Origin of the sequence: Spirulina sp. CCY15215, from assembly GCF_016888125.1 — a bacterium.
Taxonomy (GTDB): Bacteria; Cyanobacteriota; Cyanobacteriia; order Cyanobacteriales; family Spirulinaceae; genus CCY15215.
The window spans coordinates 1-12,147 of record NZ_JACSWA010000507.1 but is presented as its reverse complement, the minus strand read 5'-3'; the positions used below and the strand labels follow the sequence as shown (position 1 = coordinate 12,147).

Below are 12,147 nucleotides of genomic sequence, written 5' to 3'. Positions count from 1 at the left end.
TGTTTAACTGCTAACGACAGGGCAGGGAACTAGCTTCGCATTCCAAGGTGTCGTGACTAAAATAACGTAGTACGCGGGGTACTTAGTCTGGTCAGAACGGCCTGTTAGATTTCTCTTTCAAGCCTCATGCCTTTAGGCTGAGGTTCCTGACCTTTTCTATCAATCCTCTTTATGATATCGTGATTCGGGAATCACAAATTTTCCTTAAAAAAGGACGTAATATTATTTTGTATAGCACGATCGCTCAAATCTAACTCGTTAAATTTCCTATGGTAGAAATAACTACACCTACATTCCAGAATACTTCTGTCTTAATTTCTCCTCCCATTATTCCAGAACAATTTCAACTCGAAGAAACCTTAAATTTAGGAGTTTTAGCGTCTGGAAGCGGGAGTAATTTTGAAGCGATCGCGCAATCCATTGCAGCAGGAAAACTTAATGCCCGCATTCAAGTTATTATTTATAATAAGCCTAAAGCTAAGGCCGCAGAACGAGCAAAAAATCTTGGAATTCCCGCCGTTTTATTAGATCATCGCCATTACAAAAGCCGAGAAGCATTAGATTTTGCTATTGTTAAAACCTTACAAGAATATCAAGCCGATTGGGTGATTATGGCAGGCTGGATGCGAATTGTCACCTCGACTTTACTCGATGCTTTTCGCGATCGCGTCATCAATATTCACCCCAGTTTACTCCCCAGTTTTCCTGGAATTAAAGCCGTTGAACAAGCCTTAGATGCAGGGGTAAAAGTGACAGGATGCACCGTCCATTTAGCTTGTTTAGAAGTCGATAGCGGACCCATTCTCATGCAGGCTGTCGTCCCTATTTTAGCCGATGATACTGCCGAAACGCTTCACTCTCGCATTCAAATTCAAGAACATCATATCTTTCCCCCAGCGATCGCCTTAGCTGCAAAACGGTTACAAAATACCGATCCTCTGGTTTGAAAGCAGCAACTCTGCATTATTGGCAAATAAATAGTACATGATTTCTACTCCAATCGCTTTTGCCATTGGAGTAAACTCATCAGTGCAAATCCCATAATTGTACTCGAACAAATCCAAGTGAGTCCTAATCCGATCGCCTCGCTAAGATAGAGATGGGTTAGCGATCGCAAAATCCCCCCGATCGTCCATCCCACCCCCAAACTAAACCCCCAACAGACACTATTCAATACAGCCCACAAACAGGGGAAAGGAATAGTATGTCGCAAAACAAAACTTTGCATTGTCCCCGAAACGATCCCGGCGATCGCCCCCAAAACAATTCCATAGGTTAAGCGGATGACTAAAAAATCAGTTCTCGGGGCGACCCAACCGATCGCCCCCAACCCCATCCAGGACATCATTCCAACGGCGATCGCATTGACTAAAATCCATTCTCGTAGGCGATCGACGTGACGAAATAAGACCAAACCCTGCATTAAGCCAATAATTCCCCCACCGATCGCCCCATATACTGCGGTAACGTCGGGAATTTCCCCCACTTCAACAAACAATAAACTCAGCAGAAATCCTAAAAACGTTGTAACAACCCACCCGATCCAGAAACCCATACTCCCCATTATTTGCGATCGCATTTATTCTCCATCTAAACCCTATCCCATTTTGTTATTTTGGTCTAACTAATGAAAATTGAACGAATTTGTTTCTATGTCGAAGATGCAAAACAATGGCGAGATTGGTTTGTCAAAGTTATGGGATTTATGGCGATCGCCTCTTCGCATAATTCTCATACTCAGACGGAAATTATTCGCAGTGGTGCGATCGTTTTTTCCCTCTCTTCTCCTCTCACTCAGTCCAGTCCCGTTGCTAACTATTTAAAACAACATCCTCCTGGTGTTGCTGATGTTAGCTTTACGGTTGCAAATTTGGCTGCAATATTAACTAAGGTGGAAAAATACGGCGGTACAATTCTGACTCCTATCCAAAAGCAAGGCGATCGGCTTTGCAGTCAAATACAAAGTAAAATTGGCATCACCCACACCTTATTTTCTGCCAGAGAAAAGCCAAGTTTCTCAAATCATCATCCTGTATTTTTTGAAGCGATCGATCATGTTGTTTTTAATGTAGAAACAGGTCAATTAAAGAAGATAATTAATTGGTATAAAGCTGTATTCGGCTTTGAATGTCAACAAACTTTTAATATTCAAACTGCGCGATCGGGCTTGCTTTCTCAGGTTATGGTACATCCCGAAAGTGGCATTAAAATTCCTATTAATGAACCAACTTCTATCAATTCACAAATCCAAGAGTTTTTAAATGAAAATAATGGCTCCGGCGTTCAACATATTGCCTTAAAAACGCATCAAATCTTACACAAAATTGCAAAATTGCGAGCAGCAGGAGTAAACTTTTTAGATGTTCCTTTAACTTACTATCGACAACTTCGTTCCCAATCCGAAAATTTACTTTTATCAGAACAAGAATTTACGCTACTCGAACAACAAAAAATCTTAATCGATCGCCAGTCTTCCTTGCAAGAAAATATGCCATTTTTACTGCAAATTTTCACCAAACCGATTTTTTCTCGACCCACCTTCTTTTTTGAATTTATCGAACGCCACTACCAAGCAGAAGGGTTTGGAGAAGGTAATTTTCGCGCTTTATTTGAAGCGATCGAACGAGAACAAATAGAAAGAGAATCTAAAAAAATAGAACAAAAATAAAATGAATGCTATAATATTAATAAGTAGGCGATCGCCTTGAACGTGCTAGATCTTAATTCATCCTTTTTTAGGAGCCTTAATCATGCTGCAAGATTTGGTAAACCAGTTGTTCAAAATTTCTGATGATGCTTCTCTCAATTCTTTGATTGAAAAGTACAGCTATGCGGCGGCGGCCTTAACCATTATTCCGATTCCAGGTAGTGAAATTATTGCCGTTATTCCCCTTCATGTGGGAATGGTCATTAGTATTGCACGGGCAAAAGGCGTTGATGTTACTCGAGAATCAGCCTTAAACCTAGTTTTACAAATTTCGGCAACCGTCGGTCTTTCTCTGGTGGGAAGTCGTATCGCAACGACAGCCGCAAAAATTATTCTGCCTGGTTTTGGCGGTCTTATTTCGGCTCCCTTTATGTTTGCTTCCACAATTGCCCTGGGTAATGTCGCGAAAGCCTACTTCGAGACAGAAGGAAATCTTGACCAAGATACCATGAAAGACCTCTATAAAAACATGGTCAAGAAAGCTAAAAAAGACTTCAATCCCGATCGCATGAAAGATGAAGAAATTCAAGATATGGCAACAGCAGCATCTCAAGAAGGGGAACAAGAAAATATGTCTTCTTCAGGTGCTTCTAAAAACGAGACACCCGTAGAACGTTTGGCTAAACTGAAAGAACTGCTCGATCGCGGGCTGATTTCTCAAGCAGAATTTGACGAAACTAAGAGAAAAATTCTGTCTGAAATTTAAAATTAACTAACAATCGTATCTAACATAACAACACCCGAGCCGATTCTTGATTACCGTTAACAGTTTACTCAAACTGTTTGCTGTTTACGCTTAACTCATCGGCTATGACTCAAGAAACGGAAAAACCTCCCATTCCTTCTTCAGAAGACAACGCGATCGCCCCAGAAAAAGAAACTGTAACAATAACAAATTCTAACGCGATCGCCCAATATTTTAACTTTGCCGAACTCAACACCAACCTTCGCACGGAAATTATCGCCGGGATTACCACCTTTGTAACCATGGCCTATATCCTGGTGGTCAATCCAGGGATTCTCTCCAACGCCATTTTCCTGCAAGAATCTGGGGATTTATTTAGCGAATTGGCGATCGCCACAGGACTTTCCGCCGCGATCGCCACCCTCGTCATGGGACTCTATGCCAAATATCCCTTTGTCCTCGCCCCTGGCATGGGCATTAATGCTTACTTCGCCTTTTCCGTCGTTTTAACCCTAGGCATTGATTGGCGCATCGCCCTAGCCGCCGTCTTCATCGAAGGCATTATCTTCATTATCCTCACCGTTACCAACCTCCGCGCCCTCATCGTCGCCCTCATCCCCGAATGTATCAAACACGCAACGGCGGCGGGAATCGGCTTATTTATCGCCTATATCGGCTTATCCGGCAACCCCGAAACCGGAGGTGCAGGCTTAATCGTCACCAACCCCGTCACCACCACCACTTTAGGAGATTTGAGCAATCCCAATACCTTAATGGCGATCGCGGGACTATTCATCACCTCCGCATTTATTGCCCGTCGCATCAAAGGCGCACTCTTATGGGGTATATTAGCCACCGCAGTCCTAGGCTGGATCTTACAAATTTCCCCACCTCCCCAAGGTCTTGTCGCCGTCCCCTCGGTACCCGTACATTTATTCGGGCAAGCCTTTGTCGGGTTAGGAGAAGTGCTAAAAGTGAACTTTTGGCAGTTAATCTCAGTTATTTTTGTCTTCTTCTTTGTTGATCTGTTCGACACCATCGGCACCCTCACGGGTTTGGGAATGAAAGCCGGGTATATCAACGAAAAAGGAGAATTTCCCAATGTAAACCGGGCCTTTATGGCCGATGCCATAGGAACAACTGCGGGGGCTGTCCTAGGAACCTCCACCGTCACCACCTATATCGAATCCGCATCTGGAGTCTCGGAAGGAGGGCGCAGTGGTTTTACCGCCGTGGTTGCTGCCGTTTTATTTGCCTTCTCCATTCTCTTTATTCCCTTTTTGCAAGCCATTCCCGCCTTTGCCACAGCCCCCGCTTTAATCATTGTCGGAGTCCTGATGATGGGAAGTGCCGCCAGAATTCGCTGGGATGACCCCGCAGAGTCCATTCCCTCCTTTTTAACCATCCTGATTATGCCCCTGAGTTTCTCGATCGCCGAAGGATTAGCCGCCGGTTTGATCGCCTATCCCCTCATCAAAACCTTCCAAGGGAAATCCCACGAACTTAAAATCGGGATGTGGGTTTTAGCCGCCCTCTTCATTCTCAAATTTGCGATAGGCTAAGATGGAATCAGGAATTCAAGTTTCAGGATTATTCAGCAACTTTTAAGCTATTCCCTCTTGCTTGTTGCCTATTCCCTCTTGCCTTCCACCTACTGTTTACCAATTAACTAAAAATGCTGGAGTTATATCAATTCGAGTTATCGCAATACTCCGAGAAAGTTAGGCTGATCCTTGACTACAAAGGCCTAGAATATCGCAAGATTGAAGTTACTCCAGGAGTTGGACAGTTAGAACTCTTCCAAAAGTCCGGACAGCGCCAGGTTCCGGTCTTGAAAGATGGAGAAACCTATATTTGCGATTCTACGGAAATTGCTTTTTATTTGGAACGCAAATACCCCGATCGCCCAATTTTACCTAGCGATCCTCGAGAGAAAGGATTGTGTTTAATGATGGAAGAATGGGCGGATGAGTCTATTGGTTTAAAGGGACGCAAAGCCTTTATTGGCGCACTCAATAAGAACCAAAACTTCCGCACTTCAATTTTGCCAAAAAACACGCCAGATTTTGTGAAAACCATTGTCGGGGCGCTACCGGGAGATATGTTAGATATCTTGGGGGCGGGTATTGGTTTGGGAGGAGATGCTGTTAAAGACGCAGAAACCGGACTCAAACAGGATTTAGAGGCACTCTGTTTGCTCTTGGAAAATCGTCCTTATTTGGTGGGAAATACGCCAACTCTAGCGGATTTAACGGTAGCAGCCTTAAGCGTCCTGATCAAGTTTCCCGAGGGCAACTATTTGGCTATTCCTGAAGAATTTCAAGGCAAGGGCATTCCTGGATTGGGAGATAATAGCACTTACGAACCTTTCTTCACTTGGCGCGATCGCCTCTACGAGCAATTTCGTCAGCCTTTAACTGCTAAGGATGCGAATGTTGATTCTCCTCCCAAAAATATTGACATTGATTAACTAAAATCAGAGTAAATTATCATTAATGCTTTCCCTTTTTTCTACAATAGTAGAGTAAGGGAATTTTTTCTGGTAATTAGATGAATGATAAGCTGTTACGCATTTAAAGCGCCGATTTTACAGGCTGAACCCTTTTGACAGCTTAGATCGAGCCAGAAATTTGAATGATTAACAGCTTAGGACTTACGCAGGTAGCGAGACGCTGGGCGCAAGCATTGCGCCCCTACTGTATTCTCTGGCTATGGTAGTGCGGGCATCTTGCCCGTTAATGCGTAAGTCCTAAATTAGTGAAACAATAAATATCACCAGTTAAATTGTATCCTAAATTTCATCCCAACCACTAACCCCAGACGACATCACATAACTTGTAACTCCTGCTTCAAAGAAATTAGCCTTTGTATGCGCTTCTTTCTTTGTATCAGAAAATCGTTCTAAATGGCTATAGGGACTCTTTTTATATTTTTCATCCTGGTATAAAGCATCTAAACCCAGCGATCGCAGACGAATATTAGCCAAATATTTCGTATACTGTTCCGTACTCGCTTCAGAAATCCCTAAAATTTGATTACCGACAATATGATTAGTCCAAAGGCATTCATGTTTTACGGCTGCGTCAAACATCTCATAAATTTGATCGGTTGAATGGACAAAAGTTTGCATGGCTTCTGGGATAATCTTCTGATACAAACGAACATGACTCAACTCATCTCGATTGATCATTTTGAAAATATCCGCACTTCCAGGCATTAACATTCTCGATGCTAAATTAAAAAAATAGATAAAACCATTGTAAAAATATAATCCCTCCAAAATAAAATCAGCGATCAAAGCCACAAAATAGTTCTCTGGAGTAGGATTATCAACATATTGCTGATATAAACCCGCAATAAATTCACAACGACCTAATAAGACGCGATCGCTGCGCCAAAACTCATAAACATTGTTGCGTCTTTCTGCTGGAATAATCGTTTCAATTATGTATTGATACTTGAGTGTTCGAGATGGTTCGCAAGTCCATCCCCGTGGACTAACCACAGCTATCCGTCACCGGATAGAGCAGACCATATCTTAACCCCGTAGGGTTCGCCCCGTTTCCACTGCCATTAGCTTACAGTGTACAAGCGTTTCGCTTTGGTCGTTGAACCTTTAACAAAACCAGCATTATTACATTTTTCCACAAACGCATCTTTGTTGTTAGAAATTCCATTGATAAAAGAAAATGCCTGTATTTTACGCAAGCCTAGTTCGGGTTTTAAGTACAACTCGAAAATATCAGTCCAAGAATATCCAGACTTTAACATCTGAACTATTTTGTCGATATGTTTCTGATTGTACTTAGTAGCTTTAAACCCCTTTCTAACTGCGTGATTCACATTTTCAGTATGGTCAACAACTTCTAGATTGCTAATGTGATTGTTAATCTTATTCCCATCAATATGATTAATCTCAAATTTCGCATTATCATAATTACCTTTGAAAATTCGATAAACTAGGATATGAACAGCAATGGTGCGTTTTACCAATTTATCCGATTCCCAAAAGTAGTAAGCAAATCTCTTATAACCAATACTATCACAACAGGTTTTTACAAATTTTTGCTTTGCAAAATTAAAAATCAATCCTGAGCTACTAATGTAGTATTGGTGAGTTTCAATGCAAGTGATATGCTGAAATTCCAAACCATCTAAAAGAATAGAGGTATCTTGGATCTGAGAATAATCTTTATCTACCCACATCAGATTATCCAAACCAATATTTTGACAGTCACCATCTAAATATATGACTGAGTAATTTTGATTGGCTGGCATCTCTAAATAAGTCTCTGCCAGTAGTTCTGACAAAAGCCTCATTTTTCGATTGACACTGACTCGCACAGAACCTTTACGGTTAACTTTTAACTGCTTCCCGTTTTTATTAAATACTGCCCCGTCTTTTGTCAATGTATATTCTGGGTGTGAAGGAATTTGCTTCATGGTTTTGTTACTTGGCTGCTGATTGTCTCTATTATATCCTGATAATAGAGAGTTTCCAGCAATTAAAGGCGTTTTCGACAGCCGTTTCCGACTGAAGGAGCTATCATTTAACTCTGATTGTGCATTCCCTCTTGAGAAATTTGTTCTGCCATGCAGAGGCTAATTTCTGGGGCAGTAACTGATGCTTTAATATGAGGAAGATTGCAAGTTTGAACAGAATCCAAAAACGTTAAATAAGATAGAATTCCATCAAACGCATATTGTTCTTCTGGTGTTAAATTCCAGTAATCAACAATATCTTGAGTCAAATCTAATTTCTGCGGACATTAATGTTCAATTAGGCTCGCTATACCTAACCCGCTTTATTCAAGCTGCTACTTGTCACCAAATAGATCAGACTATATCATCATCCTTTAATCTCTAAAGGAGTCCCCCGCTTCGACAGTCAATCGCTTACTGTCTACTCTACTCAGTCAGAAATATTCTGCTTTTCGATAGTCGTTACACCTTCTCGCTTTTTAGCAAGATTGGCACGGTATTGTCTGTTTGAGTATAGCAAATTTTCTCGCAAAATATAGACAACAGAGTTTCACCGTTTTCAAGGGATTTAATCTGGGCTACCTATTTAACCCAGAAATTCTCTCTCATTTGTTGATATAATCCAATAGCCCAAGGATAGCGAACATCGTTTAATTGCATTAGGTTCGTAGTATTACCAAACCAGACAGATCGATTGGCGATCGCATCATCGCCATTAGGATTAAAAATAGGATTAACGGGCATTAATTGGCTCATATTCTCTAAAAAACAAAATGAACCTTATTAATATAGCATTAATAAGGTTCATTTCAGTTTAACTCGATCTTAATTCCTTAATTCGCGCAAGCAGAACAAGTATCATCTGCTTCCTTGAAGTTATCTTTTTGCACAGTGCGAATGTAATAAATAGCCTTGCAGCCTTCTTGCCATGCTAACATCAGAGTCTCAAAAATATCCTTAGCTTGCAAGCTGCGATCGGGTTCATCAGGATAATAAACCCCTTGATTCAAATTAAACAGTAATTCCATTGATATCCCCGTGTCAATCCATTGCTGAATTGTGGCGATCGCCTTCACTACTTTAGTTTGTTCTAGGGTTTTATTTTCAGAATAAAACCAGAAGTATTCTTTAATAAAAGGAGGTGCAATGGGAACCGTCCCTTTTGCCCATTTATCATAAAAGAAGCGACTGTAAGTAGGTAAAACACTGGCAGTACAACCTTGAACAAGAGAAGAAGAAGTATTAGGGGCGATCGCGGTAATATGACTATTACGAATGCCATAGGTTTTAATATCTTGAGAAAGTTCAACCCAGCGTTCCTTTTGAATGGCATTATCCACAAACCATTCTACAGGTTTCGCCCCAATTAAATTCCCTTTACTCCATTCACTCCCCTTAAAAGCGGGATAAGCACCTCGTTCTTTTGCCAATTCCATCGAAGCATGAGTACAATAATAACCAATATCTTCAAAAAGATGACTAATGGAAGGTAAATCCGTATAAGAGAGGCGATGTTTTGCTAACCAATCTGCTAACCCCATACAACCCACTCCAATTGTTCGATAATGCTGATTGTGATCGGCACTATCTTGAAAGGGTGCATGACTAATTTCAATGGTATTGTCTAGTAAACGTACTGCTGTTTCACAAATTTCAGGGAGTTCTTCCAATTCAAGATTAGCTAAATTGAGAGAGTCGAGATTGCAGGTGTGAGCTAATTTCCCTGGTAGCACATTTGACCAGGATTCTTGACACAAATTCCCCCCTGGAATATAACCTTCATGCTTGTTAGGATTAGCTCGATTTGCTGTATCTTTAAACCACAAATACGGCATTCCTGTTTCAACTTGCGATCGCATGACCATTTTAAACAGTTCTCGCGCATTAATTTGCTGATAAAGTACGAGTTTATTAGTAGTTATTGCTTTCTCTACTTGTTCGTAAGCGATTTCAAATTCTTTCCCCCATAAAGTGGGTAAATCAATCCCCAATTTAGTTTTCACTTCATAAGGATCGACAAGACTCCACATCTCTTTATTTTGTACCCGACGCATAAATTCATCGGAAACAACTAACTGGGCGAAAATATCATAAGCCTTCCTTCTTTGGTCGCCATTTTCCGTTTGCATCTCCAGAAATTCTGGAATGTCAAGATGCCAAATATCTAAACTTACTGTAACAGCCCCCGCGCGTTTTCCCATAATGTTCGGCTGAGTTCGCTATTTCTCAACCCGTGGTTTACCCACTGCTACCGATCGCTCGGCAGATCAGACCATATCATAATCCCGTAGGATTCTCCCCATTTCCCCTCGCTTGAGGGTACGAGCTACGCTCTGGTCGTTGAACCTTCAGAGTAAACTTTTACTCTGCTTGGCTGCTGATTGTCTGTTAAAGTGCGCTTATTTAACAGAGTTTCCAGCAATTAAAGGAGTTTTCAATGTGATTTACATCACAATGGGGCAGTATTGTTTACCCTGATTAACGGCGATCGCAGTATCATTGAGCAATTTAATCCAAGGAATAACCCCCCCAGAAGCATTAAATTTACCCATAACCCAACTTCCTGTCGATCGAATGCGGGAAACATTGACCCCAACACCACCCCCATTTTTAGAAATTCTGGCAGTATTGGTGATTTCCCTAAAAATGGATTCTAAATTGTCTTCGATCGCCACAATAAAACAACTGGATAACGATCCGTTGGGAACTCTTAAATTAGCCAGAATAGGGGTAGCCAGAGATATTTTCCGTTGCGCGATCGCTTCATAAAAACGCTTTGCCCAAATCAAACGTTTCTCTGGAACTTCAACAGAAGCTAATAATAAGGCACAGGTTAGTAGGGCTTCTTGAGGCAATTCATCGGGAAGTAAATAACGTTTGGTTAATAATACTGCCCCCGCATAATCATAATCTGTATCCCATTCGGGGTTAATCCAAGACCCAGCTTCCTGTAATTCTTCTGGAGTATAAGTGAGAATTTTTTCGTTATAACGATGAATAGAAACATTAGCTTGGACGGTTTGAGCATAATTTCCATATTGATAGCCCCGCGAAACGAGGGTATCCTTCCACAAACTCCAAATATGTAGCCTCCCCGCTACATAACGCCAGTCTGGGTCATCTGGACTGCACATTTCTAAAGCACAGTTGATGAGATTATCTTGAATTTCTCGTGTCGTCACGCCATTTCGCAGTCGCGTTTTTAATCCTGCTTCTAGGGTAATGGGGTTGACATCCATTCCCGCACAAGACCACTCAACTACTTTACGAATTCTCGAAACGTCAAGGGATGCGGTGGTGCCGTCTCGCTTGATAACTTGAATATTGGCATGGTTTGGCGAAGTCCCTAGACTAGGAAGCGTTTCCGTCCCTAGACCAAGACGGGTTACTACTGATGGGGTCTGTTGCATTTTTTAGCCCGTATTTTCTACTCGGTTTCTCAGTGTATCGGATAAAACGCTACGAGTAGAGTTTGATAACAAAAAATAAATCTGTGTTACACTATACATAGTGTCGCTATGTCTAGGTTTCTAATGTTTAATATTTACCGAAAACCGCTATTGTCATCTTTGATGGAATAGCGGTGGTTGATTATGTAGGAACTACGATCCTAACTTTTTTTACTCAACTTTTTTAACATCCTAAAGAGTCTTTGGTCGCAATTCCCGTGCTAGAATTAACCCCTGATGCTCTCTGACAAAGCTGTTTTTGTTGCAGGCGATCGAGAATGGCAAAACTAAAATCGGCTCCCTCGATCTTGGCATTGTCAAACACTGAGCGTAACATGAGTGCCTCTGTAAAAATAGCCTCGGTGAGATCTGCATTTTTGAAGTTGCTGAGATAGGCAATACCATTACCAAAATTCGCACCGTGAAAATTCGCATCAATCAAAGAACAGCCATTAAAAACAGCACCGCGTAAATCGGTATCACTAAAATCAGCAGATTTTAGATCGGCACCGGCAAATTCAGCCTCTTGTAGGTTTTGACCGGCAAAATCTTTGCTCGATATTACCTCATCATCGTAAGCGCGAATTAAGGAAGAACTCCCGGCGATCGCCGCAACTGGAAATAAGAAAATGGCGATCGCGATCGCAACAGACCAAAAAGCAATGGCGTATTTCATCAAAAATATATGAGTGGATACCCCAACCTCAACGAAGTAGGTTGGGGAGGAAACGAGCATCAACAAATACCTGTTGCTCCAGCGAATTTCGTTTCCTGTTTACAAATGAGTCCAGTGGAACGCTGGAGCAACTCCACTTTGGATGCAG

Annotated in this window: 8 protein-coding genes and 5 pseudogenes; 5 read left to right on the top strand and 8 right to left on the bottom strand. The window is 41.5% G+C overall.

The window, feature by feature from the left end; translation table 11 throughout:
- The first annotated feature begins 269 nt into the window (after window positions 1–269).
- Entirely contained in the window at window positions 270–947 is a 678-nt protein-coding gene (gene purN / locus JUI58_RS17055) for a phosphoribosylglycinamide formyltransferase (protein ID WP_204105004.1), read from the top strand.
- Between the two features lie 44 nt (window positions 948–991).
- Here the strand turns inward: purN and JUI58_RS17050 are convergent, their stop codons facing one another.
- Window positions 992–1,579 (bottom strand): hypothetical protein, encoded by a 588-nt coding sequence (locus tag JUI58_RS17050; RefSeq protein ID WP_204105003.1) that lies wholly within the window; start codon window positions 1,577–1,579, stop codon window positions 992–994.
- A 48-nt stretch (window positions 1,580–1,627) separates the two neighbouring features.
- On the opposite strand from JUI58_RS17050, the gene hppD reads away from it, so the two are divergent.
- The 4 genes from hppD to JUI58_RS17030 all read left to right on the top strand — a co-directional run bounded on the left by hppD (window position 1,628) and on the right by JUI58_RS17030 (window position 5,862).
- Window positions 1,628–2,668, top strand: coding sequence for a 4-hydroxyphenylpyruvate dioxygenase (hppD, locus tag JUI58_RS17045; protein ID WP_204105002.1), 1,041 nt, complete (start codon window positions 1,628–1,630; stop codon window positions 2,666–2,668).
- Between the two features lie 82 nt (window positions 2,669–2,750).
- Window positions 2,751–3,413 carry an SHOCT domain-containing protein gene (locus tag JUI58_RS17040; RefSeq protein ID WP_204105001.1) on the top strand — a complete coding sequence of 221 codons (663 nt, stop codon included), beginning with the start codon at window positions 2,751–2,753 and terminating at the stop codon, window positions 3,411–3,413.
- A gap of 104 nt (window positions 3,414–3,517) precedes the next feature.
- Window positions 3,518–4,954 (top strand): NCS2 family permease, encoded by a 1,437-nt coding sequence (locus JUI58_RS17035; RefSeq protein WP_204105000.1) that lies wholly within the window; start codon window positions 3,518–3,520, stop codon window positions 4,952–4,954.
- A gap of 113 nt (window positions 4,955–5,067) precedes the next feature.
- Window positions 5,068–5,862: a glutathione S-transferase family protein gene (locus JUI58_RS17030; protein WP_204104999.1), complete on the top strand. Its 795-nt coding sequence runs from the start codon at window positions 5,068–5,070 to the stop codon at window positions 5,860–5,862.
- Window positions 5,863–6,183: 321 nt separating this feature from the next.
- Here the strand turns inward: JUI58_RS17030 and JUI58_RS17025 are convergent.
- From JUI58_RS17025 to JUI58_RS16995, 7 genes and pseudogenes are all read right to left on the bottom strand, one after another.
- Window positions 6,184–6,849: pseudogene (locus JUI58_RS17025) on the bottom strand (ribonucleotide-diphosphate reductase subunit beta); the annotation flags it as partial.
- A gap of 116 nt (window positions 6,850–6,965) precedes the next feature.
- Window positions 6,966–7,835, bottom strand: coding sequence for an HNH endonuclease signature motif containing protein (locus tag JUI58_RS17020; RefSeq protein WP_204104998.1), 870 nt, complete (start codon window positions 7,833–7,835; stop codon window positions 6,966–6,968).
- Between the two features lie 110 nt (window positions 7,836–7,945).
- Window positions 7,946–8,158: pseudogene (locus JUI58_RS17015) on the bottom strand (ribonucleotide-diphosphate reductase subunit beta); the annotation flags it as partial.
- A gap of 304 nt (window positions 8,159–8,462) precedes the next feature.
- Window positions 8,463–8,618, bottom strand: a pseudogene (locus JUI58_RS17010) (ribonucleoside-diphosphate reductase); the annotation flags it as partial.
- Between the two features lie 89 nt (window positions 8,619–8,707).
- Window positions 8,708–10,072, bottom strand: a pseudogene (locus JUI58_RS17005) (ribonucleoside-diphosphate reductase subunit alpha); the annotation flags it as partial.
- Between the two features lie 273 nt (window positions 10,073–10,345).
- Window positions 10,346–11,284, bottom strand: a pseudogene (locus JUI58_RS17000) (ribonucleotide reductase N-terminal alpha domain-containing protein); the annotation flags it as partial.
- 223 nt (window positions 11,285–11,507) lie between these two features.
- The gene (locus tag JUI58_RS16995) at window positions 11,508–11,999 is read right to left on the bottom strand and encodes a pentapeptide repeat-containing protein (protein ID WP_204104993.1); all 492 of its coding nucleotides are present in this window, start codon (window positions 11,997–11,999) and stop codon (window positions 11,508–11,510) included.
- Window positions 12,000–12,147: the final 148 nt, after the last annotated feature.